Origin of the sequence: Oceanipulchritudo coccoides, from assembly GCF_010500615.1 — a bacterium.
In the GTDB taxonomy this organism is placed as follows: Bacteria; Verrucomicrobiota; Verrucomicrobiia; order Opitutales; family Oceanipulchritudinaceae; genus Oceanipulchritudo; species Oceanipulchritudo coccoides.
The window spans coordinates 522,273-548,542 of the sequence record NZ_JAAGNX010000002.1 but is presented as its reverse complement, the minus strand read 5'-3'; the positions used below and the strand labels follow the sequence as shown (position 1 = coordinate 548,542).

General features: G+C 55.1%; 24 protein-coding genes. 9 read left to right on the top strand and 15 right to left on the bottom strand.

The window, feature by feature from the left end; all coding sequences use genetic code 11:
- Positions 1 to 10: 10 nt before the first annotated feature.
- Positions 11 to 445, bottom strand: a complete 435-nt coding sequence (locus G0Q06_RS07905) for a hypothetical protein (RefSeq protein ID WP_163964187.1) — start codon at positions 443 to 445, stop codon at positions 11 to 13.
- A gap of 117 nt (positions 446 to 562) precedes the next feature.
- On the opposite strand from G0Q06_RS07905, the gene proS reads away from it, so the two are divergent.
- Together proS and aroF are read left to right on the top strand one after the other, a co-directional pair.
- The gene (gene proS / locus G0Q06_RS07900; RefSeq protein WP_163964185.1) at positions 563 to 2,086 is read left to right on the top strand and encodes a proline--tRNA ligase; all 1,524 of its coding nucleotides are present in this window, start codon (positions 563 to 565) and stop codon (positions 2,084 to 2,086) included.
- Positions 2,087 to 2,091: 5 nt separating this feature from the next.
- Positions 2,092 to 3,105: a 3-deoxy-7-phosphoheptulonate synthase gene (aroF, locus tag G0Q06_RS07895; RefSeq protein WP_163964183.1), complete on the top strand. Its 1,014-nt coding sequence runs from the start codon at positions 2,092 to 2,094 to the stop codon at positions 3,103 to 3,105.
- Positions 3,106 to 3,124: 19 nt separating this feature from the next.
- On the opposite strand, the gene purU is transcribed toward aroF, so the two are convergent.
- The 9 genes from purU to G0Q06_RS07850 all read right to left on the bottom strand — a co-directional run bounded on the left by purU (position 3,125) and on the right by G0Q06_RS07850 (position 15,355).
- Complete coding sequence (purU, locus tag G0Q06_RS07890) at positions 3,125 to 3,988, bottom strand: formyltetrahydrofolate deformylase (RefSeq protein ID WP_163964181.1); 864 nt, start codon at positions 3,986 to 3,988, stop codon at positions 3,125 to 3,127.
- A gap of 1 nt (position 3,989) precedes the next feature.
- Positions 3,990 to 7,235 (bottom strand): carbamoyl-phosphate synthase large subunit, encoded by a 3,246-nt coding sequence (carB, locus tag G0Q06_RS07885; protein WP_163964180.1) that lies wholly within the window; start codon positions 7,233 to 7,235, stop codon positions 3,990 to 3,992.
- Positions 7,236 to 7,339: 104 nt separating this feature from the next.
- The gene (locus tag G0Q06_RS07880) at positions 7,340 to 8,356 is read right to left on the bottom strand and encodes an aldo/keto reductase (RefSeq protein ID WP_163964171.1); all 1,017 of its coding nucleotides are present in this window, start codon (positions 8,354 to 8,356) and stop codon (positions 7,340 to 7,342) included.
- 46 nt (positions 8,357 to 8,402) lie between these two features.
- Complete coding sequence (locus tag G0Q06_RS07875) at positions 8,403 to 9,563, bottom strand: M29 family metallopeptidase (protein WP_163965618.1); 1,161 nt, start codon at positions 9,561 to 9,563, stop codon at positions 8,403 to 8,405.
- Positions 9,564 to 9,693: 130 nt separating this feature from the next.
- Positions 9,694 to 10,383: an ABC transporter ATP-binding protein gene (locus G0Q06_RS07870; protein WP_163964169.1), complete on the bottom strand. Its 690-nt coding sequence runs from the start codon at positions 10,381 to 10,383 to the stop codon at positions 9,694 to 9,696.
- A 2-nt stretch (positions 10,384 to 10,385) separates the two neighbouring features.
- Positions 10,386 to 11,636: an ABC transporter permease gene (locus G0Q06_RS07865; RefSeq protein ID WP_163964167.1), complete on the bottom strand. Its 1,251-nt coding sequence runs from the start codon at positions 11,634 to 11,636 to the stop codon at positions 10,386 to 10,388.
- 5 nt (positions 11,637 to 11,641) lie between these two features.
- Positions 11,642 to 12,754: an efflux RND transporter periplasmic adaptor subunit gene (locus G0Q06_RS07860; RefSeq protein ID WP_163964166.1), complete on the bottom strand. Its 1,113-nt coding sequence runs from the start codon at positions 12,752 to 12,754 to the stop codon at positions 11,642 to 11,644.
- Complete coding sequence (locus tag G0Q06_RS07855; protein ID WP_238710417.1) at positions 12,751 to 14,100, bottom strand: TolC family protein; 1,350 nt, start codon at positions 14,098 to 14,100, stop codon at positions 12,751 to 12,753. Before G0Q06_RS07855 ends, G0Q06_RS07860 begins: the two co-directional genes overlap by 4 nt.
- Positions 14,101 to 14,107: 7 nt before the next feature.
- Positions 14,108 to 15,355: a DEAD/DEAH box helicase gene (locus G0Q06_RS07850; RefSeq protein ID WP_163964162.1), complete on the bottom strand. Its 1,248-nt coding sequence runs from the start codon at positions 15,353 to 15,355 to the stop codon at positions 14,108 to 14,110.
- Between the two features lie 168 nt (positions 15,356 to 15,523).
- Between G0Q06_RS07850 and G0Q06_RS07845 the strand changes: the two genes are divergently transcribed.
- Positions 15,524 to 16,414 (top strand): glutamate--tRNA ligase family protein, encoded by an 891-nt coding sequence (locus G0Q06_RS07845; RefSeq protein WP_163964160.1) that lies wholly within the window; start codon positions 15,524 to 15,526, stop codon positions 16,412 to 16,414.
- Here the strand turns inward: G0Q06_RS07845 and G0Q06_RS07840 are convergent.
- From G0Q06_RS07840 to G0Q06_RS07830, 3 genes are read right to left on the bottom strand one after another with little or no spacing between them, the layout of a single operon-like run.
- The gene (locus G0Q06_RS07840) at positions 16,392 to 17,261 is read right to left on the bottom strand and encodes a 5'-3' exonuclease (RefSeq protein WP_163964159.1); all 870 of its coding nucleotides are present in this window, start codon (positions 17,259 to 17,261) and stop codon (positions 16,392 to 16,394) included. The two genes, G0Q06_RS07845 and G0Q06_RS07840, sit on opposite strands and share 23 nt — an antisense overlap.
- Positions 17,262 to 17,271: 10 nt before the next feature.
- Complete coding sequence (gene hisG, locus G0Q06_RS07835) at positions 17,272 to 18,117, bottom strand: ATP phosphoribosyltransferase (protein ID WP_163964157.1); 846 nt, start codon at positions 18,115 to 18,117, stop codon at positions 17,272 to 17,274.
- A gap of 6 nt (positions 18,118 to 18,123) precedes the next feature.
- A complete protein-coding gene (locus G0Q06_RS07830; protein ID WP_163964155.1) occupies positions 18,124 to 18,387 on the bottom strand; it encodes a phosphoribosyl-ATP diphosphatase in 264 nt (87 codons plus the stop codon).
- Between the two features lie 124 nt (positions 18,388 to 18,511).
- Here G0Q06_RS07830 and G0Q06_RS07825 point away from each other — a divergent pair, with 124 nt between their 5' ends.
- The 3 genes from G0Q06_RS07825 to G0Q06_RS07815 are packed head-to-tail and all read left to right on the top strand — an operon-like array spanning position 18,512 to position 21,222.
- Entirely contained in the window at positions 18,512 to 19,249 is a 738-nt protein-coding gene (locus G0Q06_RS07825; RefSeq protein ID WP_163964153.1) for a response regulator transcription factor, read from the top strand.
- A gap of 13 nt (positions 19,250 to 19,262) precedes the next feature.
- Entirely contained in the window at positions 19,263 to 19,916 is a 654-nt protein-coding gene (locus G0Q06_RS07820) for a YceH family protein (protein WP_163964151.1), read from the top strand.
- Positions 19,900 to 21,222, top strand: coding sequence for a methylated-DNA--[protein]-cysteine S-methyltransferase (locus G0Q06_RS07815; protein ID WP_163964149.1), 1,323 nt, complete (start codon positions 19,900 to 19,902; stop codon positions 21,220 to 21,222). Before G0Q06_RS07820 ends, G0Q06_RS07815 begins: the two co-directional genes overlap by 17 nt.
- Before the next feature lie 9 nt (positions 21,223 to 21,231).
- Here the strand turns inward: G0Q06_RS07815 and G0Q06_RS14790 are convergent, their stop codons facing one another.
- A complete protein-coding gene (locus G0Q06_RS14790) occupies positions 21,232 to 21,483 on the bottom strand; it encodes a twin-arginine translocase TatA/TatE family subunit (protein ID WP_163965615.1) in 252 nt (83 codons plus the stop codon).
- Between the two features lie 169 nt (positions 21,484 to 21,652).
- Here G0Q06_RS14790 and G0Q06_RS07805 point away from each other — a divergent pair, with 169 nt between their 5' ends.
- The 3 genes from G0Q06_RS07805 to G0Q06_RS07795 are packed head-to-tail and all read left to right on the top strand — an operon-like array spanning position 21,653 to position 25,689.
- Positions 21,653 to 22,129, top strand: coding sequence for a cytidine deaminase (locus G0Q06_RS07805; RefSeq protein WP_163964147.1), 477 nt, complete (start codon positions 21,653 to 21,655; stop codon positions 22,127 to 22,129).
- On the top strand, positions 22,130 to 23,170 hold the full coding sequence (locus G0Q06_RS07800) for an AI-2E family transporter (protein WP_163964145.1): 1,041 nt from the start codon (positions 22,130 to 22,132) through the stop codon (positions 23,168 to 23,170).
- On the top strand, positions 23,170 to 25,689 hold the full coding sequence (locus G0Q06_RS07795) for a DUF4838 domain-containing protein (protein WP_163964144.1): 2,520 nt from the start codon (positions 23,170 to 23,172) through the stop codon (positions 25,687 to 25,689). Before G0Q06_RS07800 ends, G0Q06_RS07795 begins: the two co-directional genes overlap by 1 nt.
- On the opposite strand, the gene G0Q06_RS07790 is transcribed toward G0Q06_RS07795, so the two are convergent.
- On the bottom strand, positions 25,604 to 26,263 hold the full coding sequence (locus G0Q06_RS07790) for a sugar transferase (protein ID WP_163964143.1): 660 nt from the start codon (positions 26,261 to 26,263) through the stop codon (positions 25,604 to 25,606). The two genes, G0Q06_RS07795 and G0Q06_RS07790, sit on opposite strands and share 86 nt — an antisense overlap.
- Positions 26,264 to 26,270: the final 7 nt, after the last annotated feature.

Here is a 26,270-nt window from a genome sequence, read left to right as displayed (position 1 = left end):
ATAATGGGGATCATCGACTGCGCTCTTCGATGTTGAGAATCTCGTCCTCGGCCCGCAGCCATTTGATATCAAACCACCGGATAAACAGGAAAAAAGCGACGCCAAGACCGACAAAAAGGACGATCCAGTGCTGCTTTCCTTCCGTCCCGGGGATCATGTCGTCGAGAATCATGGCCAGAAGATAACTCAGGAAAATACTCAGGACTGCCCCTGAGGGGATGAGCAAGCGGGCGACCTCGACGGAAAGCTCGGGATCCACCTTCTTGACGACATACGCATTAATCCCGACCCAGAGCAGGAGAATCCCAAACAAGGTTCCACAAAAAACCAAACCTTCCTGATCTTGCTGGATGCCCAGAGTGAGTGCCATCAGCAACAAACTCACTGTTCCCGTTAAGGAAAGGATCAGGATGATTCGAAGAACGAATGATTTGAGCATTCTCATGATAAAATGGAAATTATGCAGATAATATGTAATTCCTTTAAAGGTTTCGTCCTCCCCGCAAGCATGTAATTCAGACAAAAGCTTGAGCCGAAGAAGAAAGCTACCATGAATTCATGCATGGCGAAAGCATCAAAAAGAACCGCAATCCAGCCAACTCGGGAGGAAAATTATCCGGAATGGTACCAGCAAGTCGTCAAGGCGGCTGAACTAGCCGAAAACTCTCCCGTTCGCGGGTGCATGGTGATCAAGCCGTGGGGCTACACGCTGTGGGAAAACATGCAGCGGGTGCTCGACCGGATGTTCAAGGAAACCGGCCATACCAATGCGTATTTTCCGCTCTTCATTCCGAAAAGCTATCTGGAAAAGGAAGCCCAGCATGTGGAGGGATTTGCCAAGGAATGCGCTGTTGTGACGCATTCGCGACTGGAAATGGGTAAAGACGGCAAACTGCATCCCGCATCGCCCCTCGAAGAGCCGCTCATTGTCCGTCCGACCTCGGAAACCATCATCGGGGAAATGTATGCCAAGTGGGTCCAGAGTTATCGTGACTTGCCGATCCTGATCAATCAATGGGCCAATGTCGTCCGCTGGGAAATGCGGACCCGGCTTTTTCTCCGCACGGCAGAATTCCTCTGGCAGGAAGGGCACACAGCCCATGCGACTGAGAAGGAAGCATGGGAGGAAACCCGCCAGATGCTCGATGTATACGCCAAGTTCGCCGAGGAATACATGGCGATGCCTGTCCTCCGAGGCGAAAAGACCGAAGGGGAGCGCTTCCCGGGGGCCGTCTCCACACTTTGCATTGAGGCCATGATGCAGGACCGCAAGGCCTTGCAGGCCGGCACTTCACACTTTCTTGGCCAGAACTTTGCCAAGGCCAGCGATATCAAGTTCCTCGATGATACGGGCAACACCCAGTTTGCCTGGACGACTTCATGGGGGGTCTCGACACGCCTGATCGGGGGCTTGGTCATGACCCATAGTGATGATGACGGAATGATCATTCCGCCACGGCTCGCCCCGGCGCAGGTGGTCATTCTCCCTGTCATTCCAAAAGATGAACACCGTGGCCCTGTCATGGAGGCATGCGAATCCCTGAAAAAAGAGCTTTCGGCCATCACCTGGGTGGACGGACAAAGGCTGGATATACATTTGGATGCCCGCGACCTTCGCGGCGGCGAAAAGATGTGGCACTGGGTCAAGAAGGGAGCCCCTATCCGCGTTGAAATCGGACCGCGTGACTTGGAGAAGGGCGGCGTCTTTTATGCTCGCCGTGACACCGGTGAAAAAGCGGGCTGCTCAAGGGAGGAGTTTGTCGGCAAGGTCACGACAATCCTAGATGAGATTCAGGATGGCCTTCTCAAGCGCGCCCTCGACTTCCGGGAAGCAAATTCCAAGGTGATCGATTCCGTTGATGATTTCCGCGCATTTTTCACGCCTCAAAACGAGAAACAGCCGGAAATTCACGGCGGATTCGCCTACTCGCACTTTTGCGGAGACCCCGCATTGGAAGACCAGCTCCAAAAGGAACTGAAGGTCACCGTGCGTTGCATTCCCTACGCCGACGAAGCCGAGCCGGGCACCTGTATATTCACGGGCAAGCCCAGCAAGCAACGGGTTGTTTTCGGTAAATCTTATTAAACGCCATGATTATTGTTCTTAAGCCCAAGGCCTCCAAGACGGAGGCTGATGAAATCCTTTCCAAGATTGAGGCCAAGGGCCTCAAGCCGCTCTACATGCCAGGCAGCGAGCGCACTGTGATCGGCGCACTTGGAGATGAACGGCTTCTGGGCGAGCTGCACCTTGAGAGCCATCCCTCCGTCGAGAGAGTCGATCCGATTCTCGCGCCTTACAAGGCGGTAAGCCGCGAAATGCACCCGGAGGATTCTATTGTCAAAGTGGGCTCCCTGGAAATCGGCGGGAGCGGCTTTGCCGTCATTGCGGGGCCTTGCGCAGTGGAGAGCTACGAGCAGATGTCAACCACGGCGAAAGCTGTTGCGGCAGCCGGCGCACATGGCTTGCGGGGCGGAGCCTTCAAGCCACGGACAAGCCCCTACTCTTTTCAGGGACTCGGCCTTGAAGGTCTTAAAATCCTGAAGCAAGTCCGCGAGGAAACCGGGTTACCAGTCATCACCGAAGTCGTCGAGGTTGCCGATGTTGAAGCTGTGGAGGAATATGCTGATGCCTTTCAGGTCGGCGCCCGCAATATGCAGAATTTCCGTTTACTGACCGCCCTTGGGCAGGCCAAAAAACCTGTCTTCCTGAAACGCGGCATGGCCGCCACCATCAAGGACGTTCTTATGTCGGCTGAGTATATCGCGGCCGAAGGCAACAATAAGATTATCCTGTGCGAGCGTGGAATCCGCACCTTCGAGACCGGTACCCGCAACACACTCGACCTCTCCGCGGTCTGCCAGTTCAAGCAACTGAGCCACCTTCCTGTCATGATTGATCCCAGCCACGGAACCGGTGTCCGGGACTATGTCGCCCCGATGGCTTACGCCGCAGCCGCAGCCGGGGCGGATGGCATTCTGGTCGAGGTTCATGTGGATCCCAAGGAAGCCCTGTCGGATGGCGCGCAGTCGCTTTACCCGGAGCAATTTGCCGAGTTGATGAAACAAATGAAGCCGTTCGCTGAAGCAGCGGGAAGGAAGCTCTGAAGGACCGATCCGGCCCGGCCTAATCAAACACCACGGTCTTGTTGCCGTAGACGAGGACACGGTGCTCCAAGTGCCAGCGGACTGCCTGGGCAAGGACGCTTTTTTCGAGGTCGCGCCCGCGCCGGACCAGATCCCGAACGGAGTGGCGGTGGTTGACGGGTGAAACGTCCTGCTGGATGATCGGTCCGTCATCGAGGACGGCCGTGGCATAGTGAGCGGTTGCCCCGATCAGCTTGACCCCTCGTGAATGGGCCTGGTGGTACGGCTTGGCACCCGCAAAGGCGGGCAGGAAGCTGTGATGAATGTTGATCACCGGGCATCCGCAGGTAGCGAGAAAATCCGCGGAAAGGACCTGCATGTAGCGGGCCATGACAACAAGATCTACCTTGTAGTCACGAAGCAATGACACTTGCGAATTCTCTGCTTCCTTCTTGGTTTCCTTGCCAACCGGGATGTGATGAAAAGGGAGTCCGTAATACTCGGTGATCGACCGGAGTTCGGTATGGTTGGAAATAACACACACCAACTCGGCCGGGAAGTCCCCCATTTTCCACCGGGCAAGGAAGTCGACAAAACAGTGCTCGATTTTCGATACAAACAGGGCGACCCGCGGCAGGACATTTGATTGCGCGATTGAAACTTTCATCCCAAGAGCTTTCACAAAGCTGGAAAAGTCTTCCTTCTCCCCCTCGGTTGCCCCGGCTGCTTCCCATTCAATCCGCTGGAAGAAAATTCCCGCTTCATCGTCACGATGCTGGTCCGCATGAAGGATGTTTCCATCCCGCTCGTATATCCAGTTTGCTGTCTTTGCCACAAGACCCGGTTGATCCGGGCCATGCAATAATGCGACAAGAGTCGGCTTGGCTGGCGAAGCGGCGTTCATCCTACTTGGACTTGGAGGGAGAATGGATGCGGTCTCGGTAGTGTTGCAGTGGATACACCTGAAGGTCGTGCTTATTCAGTGCCTGGAGGGCCTGCACTGCCGCGCGCGCGCCGGAGAGGGTTGTCATGATCGGCACACCCTGCTTGATGGCCTCGGTGCGAATGACATTCTCATTCTGGCGGGGTACCATTCCCGACGGTGTGTTGATGATCATGTGAAGCTCACCGTTTTTGATCATGTCGACAACATTGGGGCGCCCTTCATTGATCTTGTGGACATTCTTCACCTTGACCCCGTTTTCCTGAAGATGATCTTTAGTCCCGCTTGTGGAATAAATCTCAAAGCCCAGCGCTGCAAATCTCCTTGCGACATCGACCGCGAGGGACTTGTCACTGTCCTTGACCGAGAGAAAAATATTGCCCTTACGCGGAAGGGCTGGACCAACCGCCATGTGCGTTTTGGCGAAGGCCATGCCAAGGTCGTCGTCGATCCCCATGACTTCCCCAGTTGAACGCATCTCGGGAGATAGGGTGATGGGCGAACCCGGAAAACGGACAAACGGGAAGACCGATTCCTTGACGGCCCAGAAGTCCGGGATGATCTCTTCCGTAAACCCGAGTTCCTTCAGGGACTTTCCGGCCATGACGAGTGATGCATACTTGGCCAGCGGTATACCGATCGCCTTCGAAACAAATGGAACCGTGCGGCTGGCGCGGGGATTCACTTCCAGGATATACAGGTCATTATCCTTGATGGCGTATTGGATATTCATCAGGCCGACCACGTTCAGTTCCTTGGCCAGAGCGTAGGTGGCCTCGCGGACTTCCTGTAGAATCTGGCGACCAAGGGTGTGCGGTGGCAGCACCATGGCCGCATCGCCTGAGTGAACACCGGCAAATTCAATGTGTTCGAGCATACCGCCAATAACTGTCGTTTCTCCATCGCTGATCGCGTCGACATCCAGCTCAATGGCATCCTCAAGGAATTTATCCAGAAGGACCGGTTTACCCGGGGCCACATCAAAGACTTCGCGGACGACCTGTTTCATCTCATCCTTGCTGTAGAGAATGAACATGCCGCGACCCCCGAGAACAAAACTTGGGCGTAAAAGTATCGGAAACCCGATACGCTCCGCTTCCTCGAACGCTGTCGCCTCGTCGTAAGCAATCCCGTTGATGGGTTGCTTCAAGCCGATCCGGGTAAGGATATCCTTGAAAATCTCACGGTCTTCGGCGGCATCGATCATGGAGGGATCCGTACCAATGATATTGACCCCGCTCTCCTTCAGTTGGGTCGCCAGATTGAGTGGTGTCTGCCCGCCAAACTGGACAATCGCCCCATGGCACTTTTCCTGATGATAAACCTCAAGGACGTCATCGAGGGTCAGCGGCTCGAAGTAGAGCCGGTCGGATGTGTCATAGTCCGTGGAAACCGTTTCGGGATTGCTGTTCACCATGACGGTTTCATAACCGTGCTCGCTGAGCGCGAAGCTCGCGTGAACGCAGCAGTAATCAAATTCAATCCCCTGCCCGATCCGGTTCGGGCCCCCGCCAAGAATCATGATTTTCTTCCGGTCACTGGGGATGATTTCATTCTCATCACCGTAGCTGGAATAATAGTAGGGTGTCTTGGCCTCGAATTCTGCGGCACAGGTATCAACAAGGCGGTAAACCGTATTGATTCCGTTCTTATCGCGCATCGAACGGACTTCAGTCTGGGCAAGACCGGTTAAATTGGAGACCTGCAAGTCGGTAAACCCGTACTCTTTGGCAATTTTCAGGACCGGATGGGAAAGGGATTTTCCAGCCGCCTCAAGGGTCGATTCCATGTCCACGATTTCCTTGACCTGTTGCAGGAACCAACGGTCGATGAAACTGAGGTTGAAAATATCCTCAACACTCAACCCGGCACGGAAGGCATAACGAATGAAATACGGGCGCAGGCAGGTCGGCCGGGTCAGGCCGGCTTTGATCTGGTCGATATCCGTGATTTCGTCGCTCCCCCACTTACCGCCTCCACCGAGCCCGAGGGCACCGACTTCGAGTGAGCGGAGGGCTTTCTGGAAGGACTCCTTGAAGGTACGGCCAATTGCCATGGCCTCCCCGACCGACTTCATGGAAGAGGTCAGGGTGTCATCCGTGTTCGGGAACTTTTCAAAAGTAAAGCGGGGGATTTTCGTGACGACATAATCGATCGTCGGCTCGAAACAGGCCGGCGTCTCGCGTGTGATGTCGTTTTGCAGCTCGTCCAGGGTGTATCCAACAGCAAGTTTGGCCGCGATCTTGGCGATCGGGAATCCGGTAGCCTTACTAGCCAGGGCCGAGGAACGGCTCACACGCGGATTCATTTCAATAACGACCATGCGTCCATCCTCCGGATTAACAGAGAATTGGATATTGGATCCACCTGTCTCAACTCCGACTTCACGGATACAGGCGAAGGACGCATCCCGCATCAGCTGGTATTCCTTATCCGTCAGCGTCAAGGCCGGGGCCACGGTGATGGAATCCCCCGTGTGCACGCCCATGGGGTCAAAATTTTCAATGGAACAGATGACGACACACTGGTCCTTGTGGTCACGCATGACCTCCATCTCATATTCCTTCCACCCGAGGAGGCATTCCTCAATCATCACCTCGTGTGTTGGGGAAGCGTCCAGACCGTGCTGGATAAGCTCTTCAAAGTCCTTTTTATTGTAGGCCACCCCGCCGCCGGTCCCGCCAAGAGTGAAGCTTGGCCGGCTGATCAGCGGAAATGTACCAATCTCCTCCATGGCCTGACGCGCATCCTCAAGGTTGTTGACCACGCGGCTGATCGCCACGTCGAGCCCGATTTTCTGCATCGCCTCCTTGAAAAGCTCCCGATCCTCACCCTTCTGGATAGCCTCGTAGCGGGCACCAATCATCTCGACCCCGTACTTCTCGAGGATACCCTTTTCATACAAAGAGACCGCCAGATTGAGGGCGGTCTGGCCGCCAAGGGTCGGCAGCAAGGCATCCGGTTTTTCGGTTGCGATGATCTTCTCGATAATCTCCACCGTCAGTGGCTCGATATAGGTCACGTCAGCAAAATCCGGGTCGGTCATGATCGTAGCCGGATTGCTATTCAGCAGAACAACTCGATACCCTTCCTCCCTCAGGGCTTTACAGGCTTGGGTTCCACTATAATCGAATTCACAGGCCTGACCGATGACAATGGGTCCCGATCCTATGATGAAGATTGTTTCAATGTCCGTGCGTTTGGGCATTGAAATAGGAAATAAGCGGTCACCTGCTCATTCAGGCAAGGAGAAATTCGCATTTGTTTTTCCGATTGCCTGCGAAGCCGCTCAGTAGGCTGAAAATGCCTTGGTTAGGGAAGCGGTGTTCCACGACCGGCAAGGTAGAGGGCATACCATTCCTCACGGCTGAGCTGAATCGAAAGGGCCTGATGGCAAGCCCTCAGCCGGGAGGGCTCGCGTGTGCCGATAATCGGCTGGATCATGGCGGGATGCCGGAGAAGCCAGGCGATAACAACCGCCTCGGGTGCCACTTCATGCTTTGTGGCAATTTCCTTAACGAGCGAGGCCGTCTTTCCCACCCGCTCAGGATCCCAGTCCGGTTCCCGGCCGCTGAGATATCCGTAGGCCATTGGGGCCCAGGCCTGGGTGACGACACCCCGCATGCGGTGCCATTCAAGTGTTCCATCCGCCGGGTGTCCGTCAGCAGGGAGCCGATCCTGCGAAACAACGGAAGAATCGAGCAGGCTGGTCCGGAGAAGATTCAATTCAATCTGGTTGGCGACGGGGGTAAACCCCGCCTCACGATACAGGTCGAGAAGGGGTGGAGTGAAATTGGAAACACCGAAATAGGCCACTTTCCCTGAAGCGTGGAGGGAAGCAATCGCCTCCATCACCTCATGGGGATCAGCCAGCAGGTCAGGCCGATGGAGCAAAAGACAATCCAGATATTCCATTCCCAGCCTCTTCAGACTTTGATCTACCGAAGCGATGATGTGCTCACGGGAAAAATCAAATCGATGGGGCTCGTCGCCATTTGGTTCACCCGGAAAACGAATCCCGCACTTGTCCTGAACAATAATCGATTCGCGCGGGACTTTCATTTCCCGGATTAACTCGCCGAACAACTGCTCGCTTTTGCCCCGGCAATAGATATCGGCGTGGTCGAAGAAATCCCAGCCCAACTCAAGGACAGTCTCCAGCGCGGCACGGGCACGGGCACGGTCTCCGGACGAAATGGGCACACCGGCTTCCCAGGATCCGCCGAACTGCATGCAGCCAAGGCCGAGTCGGGAGGCCGTAAATCCAGAGGCTAAGGGATAGGCCAAAGTCTGGCCACCGTCAGTTGAAAAGACTGGAAGATTAGACATGGAAAGCCTTTTAGCTCCACGTCTCTGGAAGGTCAAGGAGCGGGCTTCAAGAACCGGCGGTCAGCAGGTCGACCATGAACTTGCCGGGACGATAATTGCCCATGATAACCGTCGTCTCGCCACCCTTGCGCATCCGGACTTCGGGCACACGCACCTCGGGTGTCTTGTGGGGTGCATAGAGAACATCGTCATGGGAGGCATTCTTGTGCTCCTTGAACATGTCCGGCGTCAATTTCCCGCCAAGATGATCGTCTCGACCGGTAGCAACATGGATGGTACCAAGGATTTTCTCATCCTGAATATCGCGTCCACTGAATGGAAGAACCTGTGTTCCAAAACCCAGTTCGCCAATCGCCCCGACCATTGGATCATCGACCAATTTGGCATTGTGTTCCTCAATGAGGGCGTAGTCGCCATAGATAAGGCGACTGTTCACGATCTTGCCATCCTTCACGGTGAGAAGGCCCAAGGTTTCCTCGTCGTATTTGAACGGGAACTGCCCTTCAGCGCCCTCGGGTACAAAATAGACTTCTCCAGCTGGAAGATTGGCCACGTCAGGTTTGCCAGGAGGGCACAACCCATGGCTTTTCTGTGCTTCCTGACCGTCCGTGATGAGCCTCAAGGTTGTTGTGACACCCTCCACTTCAAAATCAATTTCAAACCAGTCCGCCTGCGTCAGCCCGAGGCGGAGGAGCTCGGCCTCGTCACTGACCTGCTGGTAATTCACACTGAGCCCGGTATCGACAATGATCTGGTTAAGCCCGTGGAGGGTCGCTCCACGAAAACCAAACTCCTTTGCCTTGGCAGTGAGGGGCGCCGTCGCGGAAAAGGTCGAGACAACCAGAATGACCTGATAGTTCGGATAAATATCCTTATCGAGACTGAGCTTGTTGCCGTTAATGTCGTAGCACTCATCCTCCATATCAAGATTGCTCCCTCCTGTTTCCTTGTAAGCGAAGAAGTCACCATCCTTGTAATTCATTTCCTCGAGCCCGCCATTTTGGAAACCCTGATAGAATACCTTGTGCCCGTAATTCTGAATGGAGAGGCGAGGGTTATCGAGAAAAGCGAAATCCTTGACCTCGGTCGGATCAGGCAAATCGATCAAAATGCACAGGCGTTCACCTGAGCCTTTACCGAAAGACGTCTCCATGAGACGCTTGAGTGAGAAAGGAGGGAAGTTGCGTTTACTTGCGTCGAATTCCATATGAATAGTCTTACATTCTGTATCCATTATGTAAAGCGCCGAGGGCAATTCCTCACGATGTGACCCGGTCGACGGTCAAAATCCCAGATAAACATCAAAGACCGCCTGAGGGCCGAACGGCAGCTTCAGCCTATTCAAAAAGCCCGTCCCGCATGTGGAAGCAATGGTCACAGGCTCTTGCGAGGTCGAGATTGTGAGTCACAACGAGGATGGTCCGGTTTAGTTCATGGGCCAAGGCCTGCAATTGGTCGAAAAGTGCCTTTGAATTCTGGTAATCGAGGTTACCCGTCGGCTCATCGGCAAGGATGAGGTCGGGGTCATTAGCGAGCGCGCGGGCCACGGCGACGCGTTGTCGCTCACCCCCGGAAAGCTGGTTTCCCTTACGCGCGGTTTTGTCCCCCAAGCCAACGAGCCCAAGAAGCTCACGGGCCCGCTCAAGGGCGGTTTCGCGATCAATTGGCAAATGCTTGAGCATCGGCAGGGTCAGGTTTTCGGCAGCGGAAAATTCGGACAGGAGAAAATGAAACTGGAAGACAAAGCCAATCCGGCGGCCCCTGATGCGGGTACGCTCCGCTTCCGCGGCGTGATCCACACGTTGCCCGGCAAGCCAGATTTCCCCGGCATCCGGACGGTCAAGCAAACCAAGCAGGTATAGGAGTGTGCTCTTTCCACAACCGCTGGGCCCGACAATGGAGTAGGTCTTGCCCCGCTCAAGTCTGAGATCGATTCCCCGCAGGACATGCACCTTGTCGATACCTTCCCCAAGCGTGCGGTGCACCCCGCGTGTTTCCAAAACCAGATTTTCCTTGGATTCCGTCATGATCAGCCTCCCGTCCCCCGTATGACTTCACCCGGTTCCGTGCGGGCCGCGCGGCGGGCCGGAATCAGGGCAGCGATGACAACGACAATCCCCGCTACAATGGCTGCCGAGGCATAATGCCAGATCGACCAGGAAACGAGAAAGTGGTCCGTTGAGAAGATGCCGCGGATGCGAATTGGAAGCGACTCCGCAGTTCGGGTAAGGATTGCGGCAAGGACAAACCCGATGAGGGTGCCAAGGACATAAACGATCAAACCCTGATAGAGAAATATGTTGAGAATGTCATTCCTGCTGAATCCAAAGGAGCGCAAAATGGCGATTTCCCGGGATCGCTCCATGACGATTATGGCCAACGTGTTAAACATTCCAAGGCCGGCGATGAGGATGATCGTCGACATGGACAGTGCCGAGGAAATCCGCAGTACGCGAAATACCTCGAGCCAGGATTTTTCCCGTTCCTGCCAGCTAGCCACGTAATGACCGAGCGCATGTTCCATCTGGCTGGCCGTTGCCGGAGCCATATCCGGATCCTTGGTCATGATCTGGATGTAGCTGACCCGGTCCATCTTGTTAAGGAGACGACGGGCTTCCTGAAGATGGGTGAAGACATGTGTCTTATCAAAAAAATCGATGCCGGTCTCGAAGATACCGCTCACCCGGTACCGACGTGTCTCGCCAAGGTGGCTGAGAAGGATAAAACTGCCGGGACTTGCTTCCAGGCGTTCAGCCAGTCGCCTTCCCATGATCAGTCCATCAGGCGTTTCAGCAAAGGTCCTCAAATCCCCATAGACTATCTGGTATTCAAGATCCGAAACCTCAATGTATTCCTTCGGTTCCATCCCGATGACGCGCCCGCTTTCGGTCCGGAAACCACTTGAGATCTGGATATCCCCGCGCAGGACCGGCGTGGCCGCCTCAACACTTTCAAATTGCTTGATGGCATCGATCAGTGCTTCGGGATTGCGGATACCGGGCAGGTATTTTCTACCCTCGCGAAGGGGGACCTCGAAGGAACCGCCAGCCCCATCGCTTGCCACAACCATGCTGGTGATGGAATTCTGAAATTCATCCTGGACTCGGATCGTGCCATTGGTGCCGAGGATGGTCCGGATAAAGAAAGATTCGAAACCGGTGGTTTGTGCCTGCGTGAAGATGAAGAAGGCCACTCCGAAAACAATACCGGTCAGACTCATCAACATGGCCCGCTTCTTGGCGATGAGGAACCGCCAGGCGATGAGGATGTTCTGGCGCATTATGCTTAGCGCTTCCCGGACTCGACCGCTTCAACACGATCCCCCGGTTTAAAAAGATTCTGGTTTTCGAGAATGATCAAATCCCCTTCCTCGATTCCCTCGAGGACCTCCGCCTGGTTCAGCCCCATGTACCCTGGTTGGACCCGCCGAACGTCCACCGAGCCATTATCGACAACATAGACCAGATTGCCGATGAGTGCCCGGCGTGGAATGAGGACCGCGTTGTCGCGCTCATCCTTGACGAGGTACCCTTCACCAGTCAGGCCCGGGACCAGAATGGAATCCGGTGCGTCAACCGTGACGAATACATTGCGCGTCTTGCTGTTGGAATCCGACACGTCCTCAAGCCGTTGCACGGTCCCCGCAAAAGTGCGGTCAGGATAGGAAGCCAGCCGCAAGGTAACCGGCTGGCCCTCTTGTACCCCAAAGTAATCCTCTTCCGTCAGCTTCAAGATCACGATTCGCCCATGCGAAATCAGGCGCACAAGATTCTGGCCACCGTTGACCAAGTCACCCTTGAAGGCATTGATCTCAGCAATTGTCCCGGCAAAGGGCGCCTGCGTTATCATCTGGTTTTTCTTCAGGCTGAGCTGGGCAAGTTGGTTTTCGAGCAGACGCCGGCTTTCGCGTTCCTGAATTTCCTCAGCTTTCCAAAAGACCTCCGTCTTTCGCTTGTTGCGCTTCAGATTCTCCAATTGGGAAACCGGGGCCTGCTTTAATTGCACCGCGAGCGCAACGCCCTCAATTTCCTCCTCAATGGATTCCAGATCAATTTTGTTGGTGCTCTCAAGCGCTTCCCTTGCCCGTGCCGCTTCAAGCCGTATCTGTGCCTGCTCAATCTGCAGATCAAGATCCTCCGAAGCCTGCACGGAAATCACGGCATCAATTTCCACAACCTGACCCGGTTGGACTCGGTTTTCCACAATGACTCCAGGATGCTGCGCCTTGACACGAATATCCGCGTTGGCCCGCACCTCGACAGTCCCCGTAACAGCATTGACCGCCTTTCCTCCCGTAGCCGGGGCGACGATGGCCGTCATGCCAAATTGGCGATTGAGGAGAAATATCGCTACAAGAACGACCAGTACGGGAATGCCAATTTTGAGCCAGCGATTCATGATTGCGGAGTATAGTAAGCAGCTGCCGGATCCATGTCGAGCAGGACCCCGAGGCGCATCAGGTTCATAAGATATTGGACACGGGCTTCCATGAGCCACTGCTGCACATTGAGGTAGTTGATTTCACCCTCGATTAGATCAATCCCGGTGATGAGATTTCGCTCGGCCTGTTGGCGCAGGAGCGTGACTCGCCGGTCGAGCAGACTTTCGCGCTTACCCCTTGCCTCGATCTGTTTCAAGTTCAACTGGATCTCTGCCAGCAAGGAATCAACCTGTCGGCTGAAATCATCGGAGGCTTCTTCCTTGCGAAGCGCGTATGCCCGCTTCCGGGCGAGTGTGCTGCGCTTGTAGCCATCGGTTTGCCAGCTGTCGAAAATGTTCCAGTTAACCTGAAGGCCTGCATAAAATCGGACTCGGGTGACGGAATCCTGCTGATTGATTGAGTCCAGCTGATCGGTAAAAGCTCCGGCCACCAAGTCGACAAAGGGCCAGTTGCGCTTGTCCAACATGGCCAGCTGCTCGTCCTCAATTTGCTCAAGGATCTCCCAGCGGGATTGTAGCGGATCCGAAACTCCGCCCAGGCTTTGACGAACCGATGCCTGCAACTCTGCAAACTCCTCGCTCGACATGGGTTCAATCAAGGTAAGCGGAGCACCCTTTAGTCCACTTTGAGCGATGGAAATTCCGCTAAGCCGGGAAAGCGTGTCTTCCTGATTACGGATAGATTTCTCGGCAAAGGCCAGCGACTCACGGTTCTCAAGGAGACGGGCTTCCATTTCCAGAACATCCTGCTCAGAGCTCTGGCCTGCCTCCAGCAACTGGCGCCGGGCGGCCACGAAGGATTCCGAGAGCTCAATGGATTGACGGGTTATGCGGCGGCGTTCGCGCATCAGGATCCAATTCAGGTAAGCCTCGCGCAATTGCATGAACTGACGGGATCCCTGGTTTTCGTATTCCACACCCTCCAATTCAAGGCGTTGTCGAGCCACTTCGACTCGGCGCTTTAAATTGCCCCACTGATAAAGGGGTTGATTGATGGTAACACCGGCACTCAAGTCACCGCGAAAATCGTTATCAATGTCATCCCGGACGTCGTAATTTCCCAGTAGGCGCGCGTTAAGACGGGCACTCGGACGGTTTTGGGCAATGGCAACATCCAGATCGCCCGCTCTTTCCTCAACCCGAAGCTCCAGCAAACGGAGCCCGGGAGAATCCATCGCGGCACCTGTCATCAACTCCTTCAGCTCCGGAAAGAGCTCCTCGGCAAAGGGGATCGGGGCCTTGGCGAAGAGCCCTGTGCACAAAAACAAAGAAAGAAACAGGACAGGAAAACGTGGTGACATCATCGATACACTAGAATTTTGATTGAGGAATATAGCCGCGGTTGCGCTTCTTCTTTTTCGGCTTGCCGAGCTTTTCAAAAAGCGGAGACCAGTTGTAATTGAAAGAGTCCAATTTCTTCTGCGGGATCTCCTTGCCGATGAAGCGCTCGATCGATCGCAGAAAATCCAGCTCGCCGGCCGTCAGCAAAGTGACTGCGTCACCGGACTTGTTGGCACGGCCAGTCCGTCCAATTCGGTGAACATAATCTTCGGCGTGCAGGGGAATATCATAATTAACGACATGGCTGACGTCACTGATGTCGATTCCGCGGGCAACAATGTCGGTGGCGACAAGGATTTCAATCTTACCCGATTTAAAATCCGCCAGGCAGGCTTCGCGTTCCTTTTGTTTGCGGTCCGAATGCAAAACCCCGATTGGGCCGTGGTTTGTCTCGTTCAGCCAGCGGGAAATAGTATCCGCACCAACCTTAGTACGGGTAAAAATGAGCACACTGTGATATTCGATTTCCTCGAGGATCGCGACCAGCAGATCGAACTTCTGCCGGTCGTCCACCGGATAAATGGCATGCTCGATCGTCTCCGCCGGTTGGCGGCCTCCGCCAATCTTGATCTGCACGGGATCCTTGAGCATCATCTTGCTCAAGCGGTCAATCTCGGGCGGAATCGTTGCCGAAAACAGGAGGCTTTGTCGCTTTTTGGGACATTCTCGAAGGATGCGGTGAACATCCGGGAGAAAACCCATGTCTAGCATCCGGTCGGCCTCGTCAAGGATGAGGACTTCCACTTTTGCGAGGCTAGCGGTCTTCTGCCCCATGTGGTCGAGGAGTCGCCCGGGCGTCGCCACAATAATATCCACCCCGTTCTTCAAGGCGTCCTTTTGTTTCCCGTAACCTACCCCGCCATGCAACAGGACAGACTTGAGATGGCGGTATTTGCCGTAAGTCTCAAGCTGCACAATCACTTGCTGGGCCAGCTCGCGGGTCGGTTCAAGGATCAGGACCCGTGGATTCTTGTGGTTCTCCTGAAGATTGGAGAGAAGTGGCAGGGAAAAAGCCGCTGTCTTTCCGGTTCCGGTCTGGGAGCCGCCGATGACGTCCTTTCCTGAGAGGAGGAGCGGGATGGCCTCTGCCTGAATGGGCGTTGGGCGCTCGTATCCCTTTTCCTCGAGGGCCCGGAGAACATCCGGGTGGAGGCCTAATTCTTTAAAAGCCGGCAGCGCTTCCGCACTTGCCGCGTCTGATATGTCGATGTCTGTCATGGTATTCGTGATTATCTTCAACCTGCTCCAACAGTGGAACAGTGCTAACCACGAACCTACAGGGATGCCCTCCGGAAGCGTTTGGAACGATACGAAGAGCATTCGTGTCCATTCGTGGTTAACATTGAAAGTGCGGGCATTATCACCCATGCTTCGCCGGATTCAAGGATGAAAGCGCCAGAGCACACAAACACGCCCGCAAAGTACCGGGGCCGGATTGCCCCGACTCCCTCGGGATGGTTGCACCTGGGACATGCAGTGACATTCTCCATGGCATGGCGAAGGGCCCGGGATCAACAAGGTGCTCTGGTCTATCGCACGGAGGATCTGGATCCGGACCGTTGCCGCCCGGAATTCTCCCGCGGGGCAATGGAGGACTTGCGTTGGTGGGGCCTCGACTGGGACGAGGGCCCGGATTGCGGTGGCCCCTTTGGTCCTTACACGCAAAGTCAGCGTATGGAGACCTTCGCGGCGGCATTGAAGCAGTTAAAGGCCAGCGGATTCATTTATCCCTCACCGCATTCGCGGCGCGAAATCAAGGAAAGGCAGCCGCAGCAATCGCCGGTTGATGGAGACCCGCTCTTTCCGGTTGAACTCAGGAACACCTCATCCGACAGCCCGCAAAGCTATGCCGAAGAGGAAGTGAACTGGCGATTCCGCGTGCCTGACGGTCAGATAATCCGCTTTATCGACAACCGGTCGGGCGAAAAGGCCTATCTGGCCGGGCGCGACTTTGGAGACTTCATCGTCTGGCGCCGGGATGGTCTGCCCTCCTATGACTTTGCCGTTGTGGTGGATGATCACGCAATGGGAATCACGGAGGTTGTCCGAGGAGAGGACCTGCTGGTTTCAACAGCACGGCAACTCCTGATTTACAAGGCCATGGGCTGGGAACCACCCGAATGGTACCATTGTGGGTTGGTCATGGATCCGGCAACCGGCAGACGTCTTTCCAAGACACACCAGTCCCTGGGCTTAAGGGCGCTCAGGGAAAAGGGCCTCCGCCCGGGGCTTGAGCCGGGTGCTTACAGCAGCCTCAGTCCGTCTCAAGACGCTTGACAAGGGCTTCCGCGGAACGGCCCATCTCCATTTCCTTGAGCAAGGAAACCGCCCGCTCCGGATCCGGTTCGGCATGGGCCTCAATATCGATTGAGAGTGACCGGTCCAGCTTGGTCATTTCAAGATTTCGGCGGATATTGTCTGCCTCGGCGTAGACCAATCCCTGAAAGCGCTTGGGATTCAACTCCCCACAGTGGGCAATAATTTCCTCGAGGGTCCGGTATTGATTCAACCACTTGGCAGCCGTTTTGGGACCCACACCCTTGAGCCCGGGAATGTTGTCCGAAGTATCTCCAATCAGGGCGAGATAGTCGGCGATCTGGTTCGCGCGCACACCAAATTTTTTCTCCACTCCCTCAGGGTCCAGCTCACGCCAACCCAGCTTGGGATTGGCTGTCGGGGGCGGGACGAGTTGGTGTACCTTGTCCGTCACCAGTTGGGCGAGGTCCTTGTCGGCGCTGAGGATGAGGACCTCGTGGCCTTCCTCCGCGTATTTGACGCTGTAGGCAGCGATGAGGTCATCGGCCTCAACCCCGTGTTCTTCAATACCGACATAACCCGCAGCGCGGGTCCATTCCTTGATGACCGGGATCTGCTTTTCGAGATCCTCCGGCGCTTCACCCCGGTTGGCCTTGTAATCCTCACGGATCGCCAACTGCCTCTGGGCACCGCCCAAATCAAAAAAGACGAGGAGATTGTCCGGCTTCACATTATCCTCGATCCACCAGAGGGTACGGACCCAGCCATGCACCGCACCGGTCGGGAAACCATCCTCCCGGGTGAGCTCGGGCATTCCATAGTAGGCGCGGAACGCCATGTTGAATCCATCGACAAGGACAACTTTCATAACGGGCTCCCTAGAGGCGACAGGTCTTTATTTCCTGGGCGATAATACCCTTTGCCTGAAGCTCACCCAGTTGGTCAATAATCCGGTTTAGTCCAGCGGCCTTGACCATGGCCGCAACCGCCACCCAACCCGCTTCATTAACCGGTGAAACCGTCGGGCTTTTCACACCCGGAGTGATTGCGCAGGCCGCATCGATCGAATTGCGCGGCACCACGTACTCAAGCAGAACGTATTCGCGGGCGACGAGGATTCCCTCAAGACGCTTCAAAAGAAGGTTCAATGCCTCGTCGGGTGAATTGCCTTTGCGGTGAATGACCACAGCTTCCGATTTCATAATCGGGTCACCCGTGATTTCCAGCCCAGCCTCGACGAGTGTCCGACCCGATTCAACGACATCGGCAATGACGTCCGCCACCCCGAGCTTGATGGAAATCTCAACCGCGCCGTCCAGACGGACCACCTGCGCCTCAATTCCCCGCTTTTTCAAATCCTGGCGGACGATACTCGCGTAACTGGTCGCAATCCGCTTTCCGCCAAGCGTATCCGGGGTGATCCCGGATCCCTTTGGGACAGCATAACAGAAGCGCGATCGACCCAAGTTAAGAGAGAGGCATTCCTCCACGGCCGCCTCCGAATCCTGTGCCAAGTCACGGCCCGTGATGCCCGCATTGACCAGTCCCGAGCCCACATACACGGCAATATCCCGGGGGCGGAGGAAAATGAACTCCACATCGTGCTCCGCGTCGCGGACCACCAACTCGCGACTGTGCCGCTTGCACCGGTATCCGGCGTCACTCAGGATTTCCACGGCTCCCTCTGAGAGTGAGCCTTTGTTGGGTATGGCTACTTTGAACATATCAATTTATAAATAGCGGTAGATGTCTTCCAGTTCGAGATCATTGGCGAGCATCATTACCTGGGCGTGGTAAAGGAGCTGGGAAATTTCCTCCGCAGTCTGCTCTTTTCCCTCATATCGGGCCGCCATCCAGACCTCGCCGGCTTCTTCAATCAGCTTCTTTCCGATGGCATGCTTGCCTTTCGCCAGCAGCTTCACCGTGCCGGAAGAGGGGTCAGCGCGCTCCGCCTTCTCTTTTAATTCTTCAAACAGGCTCTCGAATTTTTTCATGGAAGGAACAACAAAACCCCTGACGCCTTTCCTCACAATGGTAATTTTATTTAATTCAAGGGATTTTTACATTTGTAAAATGTCTGTAAGTGATTAGAGAAGTTAGTATAAAGGTAAAAAAGTCATGGCTAAACCAAAACCACTCATCCTCATCGTCGAAGACGACCCGGAACTCGCCCACCTGATTTCCGATCAACTTGAGTCCTCGGGAATGCTCACCCAGGTGCATCACCGGGCCGCGAATGTCGTCCGCTATCTGCAGAGTAATTTTGCCAACCTGATGCTGTTGGACATCAACCTGCCGGATGGATCGGGCTTTGATCTCGTGGAAAAGCTGAAGGCTGAGAATATCGACGTGCCGATCATTTTCCTGACGGGGAACAACAACGAGACGGACCGGGTCAAGGGCCTTGAAATGGGCGGGGATGACTACATCACAAAACCGTTCAGCTTCACGGAGCTGGTAGCCCGGATTCACGCCGTCTTGCGGCGTGCGGAGACCTCGCTCGACAATCGCGTGACGAAAAACGCCAGCGTTTCGGAGGGACCCTTCGAGTTCCAGGGAGCCATGGTCAATCCGGAACGTATGGAGATTGAGTTTCCGGACAAGAAGTCTGAAAAGATCGGGCGCAAGGAGTTGGGCATTCTCGCCTTCCTGAATGACAATGCGAATTCTGTCATCACCCGGCGCACCCTGATTCACGGGGTCTGGGGAATCCACGCCGACGTCCGTAGTCGCAGCCTTGACCAGTATATCGTCAAGGTGCGGGGGCTGTACCAGAAACACGGCCTGAACCTGGATGCCTTCAAGACCATTCACGGTGTCGGATATATCTACAACACCGAGGGTGAAGAAAACTGATTAACAGGACGCGATGGAACTCAACGCCATAGAAGCTAGGGTTCTCGGGGCTCTCATGGAGAAGGCGAAGACTACGCCCGAATATTATCCGCTTACGTTGAATTCCCTCATCAGTGCCTGTAACCAGAAAACGAGTCGCGATCCCGTGACGGACTACGACGAGGAGGAAGTCTCGGGAGCGATCGAGACGCTCCGCGAAAAACATCTCGCCATGCGAGTGGATATGGCTGGTTCTCGCACGGCTAAATTCCGGGAAAATGCCTCTGTCACTTGGGAACTCCGGAAAGAGGAGTACGCCCTTTTGACTGCGCTCCTTCTGCGCGGTCCACAAACACCCGGCCAGCTTCGCCAGCGGACCGAGCGGATTTACCCATTTGCGGAGCTGCCGCAAGTAACGGATTGGCTTCATCGAATGGAGAACCGTGAGGATGAACCACACACCCTCGTGCAATCCGTTGGACGCACTCCCGGGGGCAAGGAAATCCGTTATCTCCACACGCTCGTTCCCGGGCTTGAGAATTTCGAGGCTCCCGTAGAAAAAGTTGAAAGGACAAACATCCCTGTCCCGACGGGCAGCAGCCGCTTGGACAACATCGAAGAGACCCTTGCCAACCTCCAGTCCAAAGTTGCCCACCTCGAAAAACTGATCGATGACATCACCTCCTGAAAACTCCAAAAGGGTCCGCCTCATTGATCCGAGGGAAGCCGGGATTTCAATTCGTGAGCCGCTCAACATCTACCCGTTCGAGTATGAGTCAGCTTCCGGGTGGATCGGTCTGCAAAAGGAAACGATTGTCTGGATCTCTTTTGGATCCTTGGACCGCGAGGCCCTGAAAAAATACTGGAGCGGTCCCTTCAAGGAGGGCAAACGCTGTCCGGTCAAGGTGGAATTGCTGGCGGAGGCAGCCAAAGGAGACGCCTCCCTTAAATTGTGCCCTATCGGAACCCCCTTCCAGAGGAAAGTCTGGCAACACCTCATTTGTATTCCTTTTTCCACGACAAGAACCTACGGGGAGATTGCCTCGGAACTGGGCTCAGCCAACCATGCACGGGCCGTGGGAACAGCCGTGGGGGCAAACCCGATCGCCTGGCTCATCCCGTGTCACAGGGTCCTTCCGGCAAGTGGGAAAACAGGGGCCTATCGCTGGGGCAGCAATTACAAGAAGATGCTCCTTGAGTGGGAAAATGGTTCACCAAAGAAAGAATCCATTAATCCGATTCCGGAGGGAAAGCAGAAGCTTGAGGCAATGCTGCTGAAGGCGCAACGCTTCGAGGATATCGCAAAGCTGGCGGGGGACATCGCCCACGACCTGAATAATCTCCTCGCCCCGATCGGTATGTCGACACAGCTCCTGAAACGCAAAATGCAGGACGAGTCACTCAACCGCTATGTTGACATCATTGAGACGAGCACCGGCAGGGCCCGCTCTGTCATCCAGGAAATACTGACATTTTCACGGGAAACGGAAGGCGGGGAAGTCGAGATTATAGCGGTCCATCCACTTCTCAAGGAAATCGAAAAGATCGTCCGGGAGACCTTCCCTGATCGCCTTGAAGCCGACTTTCAATACTCGCCAACCTCGACGAAAATCAGGATTGACCCGACCCAGTTTCATCGCGCCATCCTGAATATCCTCGTCAACGCGAGAGATGCGATCAAGGGAAAGGGCAGGATTACGCTTCAGGAAAGCGTGCATGATTTGAAAATGAAAGTGTCGGTGGGGGACCGACAGCTGGTACCCGGGCGCTTTGTCTGTATTTCCATTTCCGATACAGGATGCGGCATCCCCGAGGATATACGGGAACAGATTTTCGATCCATTTTTCACGACCAAGCCGAAGGAAGAAGGAACCGGACTGGGCCTTGCCTCAGTCTACGGGATCATTGCCCGGGCGGGCGGATTCATTGATTTGGAATCAACCCCCGGAGAGGGATCAACTTTCCACATTTATCTCCCGCAGCCCAAAAGCTGAACGAGAACCTCAGGATTCAGGTACCTTCTTGGGGACAGACTTCTCCGCGGGAGCGTCTTTTGCTGGTGTGGCTGGCTTCTTGTCGGTATCGACGGCGTCCATGGCCTCCTGGAAATCATCCTGAACCTCCTGGGTCGCCTTCTTGAATTCCTTCATGGATTTGCCAAGGCCCTTCGCCAACTCCGGGAGCTTCTTGGCTCCGAAAAGCAGGAGGATAATGACGAGGATAATCAGCAGTTCCGGGCCGCCAATGCCCTGGATAAAAGCGAAAGGGAATGCGTTCATTTGATCGTTACCTTATAGTTGAACGGGCCCCTGTAAAGGACAAGCCGCCAGCAGGTCCCAATAATATCCACCGATCCTGGTCGTCTTCACGCTTGCAAAGGCCGGTCCTCCGTAAATCCTTGGGATAGAGGAAACCCTCAATATCATGAATCCAATATTACGGAGCGAGTTGGACAGCAATACAAGAAAAGCGCTTGAATTGGCTGAAACTACCTTGGCCAACAGCCACTGTCCTCATTCAGGGCTTTGCGTCAGCGCAGGCCTGCTGCTGGAGGACGGACAGGTCATTACCGGTATCAATTACGAGAGCGATTCCTATGGATTGACCTTGTGTGCCGAGCGGACAGCGCTGTCGCGGGCCCAGGCCAAAGGTGTTATCGAGAAAGCCATGGCCATTGTCATAAGCGCGCGCTGGCGGGCTAATGCATCCGCCTCGGAGCCCTTGACCCCCTGTGGCGCCTGCAGGCAGTGGCTTTCCGAACTCAGCCACCGCCTCGGTCGGGATCTGCCCGTTTACAGCTTCTGGGCATCCGAGGAGAGCGGCCTGTCGACAACGGCCCGCGAGCTCCTTCCGGGGTCCTTTTCCCTCGACCAACATGAACCTGATAATCCCACCAACTGAATGAAGATCAACTTAGCCGCTTCTGTCGCCATTCTGCTGACCTTTGCCTTCGCCATTCTCACCCTTGGGAAAGACCTCATCATCCCGATGGTGCTCGGGATCTTTATCTGGTATCTGATCAACATCCTCGCCGATTCGATCCTGAAAATCAAATTGGGCGGGATTGGCCTTCCGCGCTTCATTGCCTTCCTGCTCGCTCTGGTGATTATCCTTGGATCCCTCACCCTTCTGACAAATGTCATCAGCACGAGCATCAACAATGTCATCCGTTCCGCCCCCGCATACCAGGAAAACATTGATTCTCTTCTCGACCGCGGGGCGCAGTGGGTCGGCCTCTCGGAATCGCCTCAATTGAAGGAGCTCCTGCACAAGATTGATTTAACCAAGATCATCCAGAATCTCGGAGTGACCCTGGCAGGTTTCATTGGCAGCGCAGGCCTGATTCTGGTCTACACACTGTTTATCTTTCTCGAGCAAAAGTGCTTCATGCCGAAAATCGACCGGATGCTGAATGAAGATTCCCAGCGGAAGAAAGTTCACCGCATGCTGGAGCGGGTCTACAATGACACCAAGACGTATATTGGGATCAAGACCCTGACCAGTTTGCTGACCGGCTTTGTCAGCTACGCCATCATGAAAAGCGTCGGTCTTGATTTTGCCGTGTTCTGGGCCCTCCTGATTTTCCTTTTCAACTACATCCCGACAATTGGATCAATTGTCGCCACGTTCTTTCCGTCCATTCTGGCGCTTGTCCAGTTCCCCACCCTCACTCCCTTCCTTGTGGTTGTCATCGGAGTCGCGGCAACGCAGGTTGTTGTCGGGAATATTCTCGAACCGCGCCTGATGGGAACAACCCTTAACCTGAGCCCGCTGGTTATCCTGATCTCGCTGGCCCTGTGGGGAACTGTTTGGGGGATTCCGGGTGCCATTCTCTGTGTGCCTATCACGGTTGTCCTGGCGATTATCTGCAGCAATTTTGAGAAAACGCGCCCGATTGCCATTCTCCTCTCGAAGGATGGCGAAATCCGGCCAGAAGGGTGATGCGCTCGGGGATCGCCCTTTTTCTGGCCACCGTGGCCGCAGGCTCGCTCGATGCCAGGTTACCGGATGGATACGAGACTCTTTACCTGAGTCCGCATGCTTCGAATGAAGTAAAGGAGGCCGCGGGCGAGTTGGCGCAACTCATGGAACAGCAGTTTGGGACGGCCCCGAAAGTTGCCAGACTGCCCATGTGGGGTGCGAGGAATGGAATCATTATTGGGCCGGATGCGAACCATGAGGCATTCGACGAGAATCCACTGACCGACGAAGTCCGGGTTGCACGCACCCGCCACGGTCTGGAAATCACCGGGTCGGACAATCCCAGTACCTGTTTTGCGGTGTTCCGCTTTGCCGAGCAGTTTCTTGGCTGGCGCTATTACCAGCCGGGTGAAACAGGGTTGGAACGGTTGGATTCACCACCGGAAGCACCATCCGTTCAAGGAGCGGACGAAGTCCTCCTTTTCGAAAGACCTTCCTATTTGAGCCGCAACCCGTATTCCCTTGGCCGCGCACAGGAAGGCCCGGACTGGGGCTCATGGCATGGCTTGAGGGAGCGCTTTTACTACAACCATACGCTGCACCGCGTGCTACCGCCAACGGAGTTTGACCGGCATCCCGAGTGGTTTGCCAAGGATGAAAACGGGAAGCCAATGCGTCCACCTTACTATCCGAAGGTCCATGGCTACAATGACCATCCGGATCTTTCGAGGCCTGAGGTCAGGCAATGGGCAATCGAAGCAACGCTTGATGCGATCGAAGCCGCGACTTCCTTCCAACGATCCGGGACAAAAGTGACTAGCACCTATCCGCCGGTGCGGCAATCCCGTGGCGTGCTCTCGGTGAGTGCCAGCCTCGGGGATTCCTTCGTATTCGGGCATTTTGGTGAAGATTACCCGTGGAAACCCGAAGGATATTTTCGCCGCTGGCCCGACTGGAGCAACCATGTCTTCGCATACAGCAATGCTGTCGCGGAAGGAATTGAGCATGGACTGCAGCAGGGAACCTGGAAAAGCCAATCCAGACCGGATCTGTACATCGGCACCCTCGCCTATTTGAACTGGGAGAATGTTCCGGATTTCCCGATTCATCCATCCATTGTTCCATACCTGACCTTTGACCGAAGCCAATGGTATGATGAAGCAGCCAAGGCTGACGATCTGCAAAATGTCGAGGCGTGGAACAAGACTGCCGCCCCTTTCCTCGGCACATGGGATTATCTATTCGGGTATGGATTCATTATTCCACGGTCGATGACGGAGATTGTCAGCGAATCGATTCCCGCCCTTCACGAGCGGGGAGTGAGGGCTTATTTCTGCCAGATCGCCGCAATCTGGCCCTACGATGGCCATACCAACTGGCTGCTGGCGAGGTTACTTTGGGATGTCGATAGCGATCCTTCCGACCTCCTCGATGAATATTTCACGGAGTTCTACGGGCCTGCGGCGGAACCCATGCGCGCATTTTTCGCCCATGCGGAAAAGCTCTGGATGGAGCAACCGGGCAGTGGGTGGTGGCTCAGGCACTGGAAGGATCCCTGGCAAGCAGGGCTCTGGAAGCAGGAGGACCTCGCCCTCTGCCGGAACCTGCTCGAGGAAGCCCTTGAGAAGGCGAAGTCCTTTCAGCGTGTGGAAAGTGGGTTGCAGGCCAATCGATTTGCCAAACGGATTGAGCCAACCCGGCAACTATTCGCCTTCACAGAAGCCTTCCATGAATATCAATCCCTCTGCTGGAAACTGCAGGGCAATGATTGGGATTCCGCCTCCCGGGAGGCCCTTCTGACCGGAATCCAAACGGCCAAAGCCGCTTCCGAGGCAAGATCACGCATGATTACTCTCCGCGACAAGGCGGTCCGCACATTTCCACTGGCTGCCCGTGCAAGCGATCTTCAATGGGTGTTCCGTTATGATTCACTTGGGGCAAACATGGCCGCTCTCCTGACAAATCTGGTTTCCCGCTTTCAGGAGGAGCAAGCGTCGAAAATCACGGAAGCGCTCTTGTCCGATTGGACCACGTCACAAGGCATCCAATGGGATCCTGGTAGGGAAATTAAACCCGTGCAGGTCTTGAACGACCGGAGTTTTGAACATGTTGAAAATCCAAGAATCTGGCATCGCCAATTCATGGATTCGGAAGGCATAGTGCAAAAAGCTCGGAAAAACCCGAATGGGTTCATCGCCGGGAATGTCCGCCGGGGTCATCTGTACCAGTTGTTTGCCGCGACTCCGGGAAATTACTATCTGGGAAAAGTCGATGTGGAGACCCGGCAGTCATTGACAGGCGAGGTCTATATCCGGATCGACTTTTTCAACAAGGAGCATGCGCTGCTGGCTGAATCCCCACGGGCAAGGATCGCACCGGTTGAAATGGCAGGCACCCGGCAAACCGTCCGTGCCTTGATGCAGGCCCCGCCTGATGCGGCATATGGACGGCTCTTTATTCGGTTTTATGAGATGGATCCGGGCTCTGAGGCGGTACTGAATTCAGCGAGCGTCCTCCAGTTGAAGTCCCGGGTCCCGTAAATTCGTGCATTGTCACAGTATTCTCCGCGGAGATGCCCTCGCGCGAGAAGACCGTCGAGACTGTTTTCCAGAGGATCTTTAAATCCAGAAGAAGCCCGGCATGGTCAACATACCAGACATCCATCTGGAACCGCTCGTCCCAGTCCACCTGATTACGCCCGTTGACCTGGGCCCAACCCGTGATACCGGGCCGGCATTCATGCCGGCGGGCCTGCTCTGTGGAATACCTGTCGAGATAAACCACCGGCAAAGGCCGTGGTCCGACGAGGCTCATGTCCCCGCAAAGGACATTGAAGAGCTCCGGGAGCTCATCCAGGGAAAGGCTCCTCAGGCGCTTGCCGAATGGCGTCAGGCGGGCCTCGTCCGGGAGCAGCTTGTGATCACTGTCCCGGAGATCACGCATTGTGCGGAACTTGATAATTTCAAACGACTTACCGTCTTTTCCTGCCCGTTTCTGACGAAAGAATGCCGGGCTCCCCAGTTTTATCCGCACAGTCAGCCAAAGCAGTATAAACAGGGGAAGCCAGAATGGCAGCGCGACGAGAACAAGCAAAAGATCGAGGATACGTTTCATCACATCC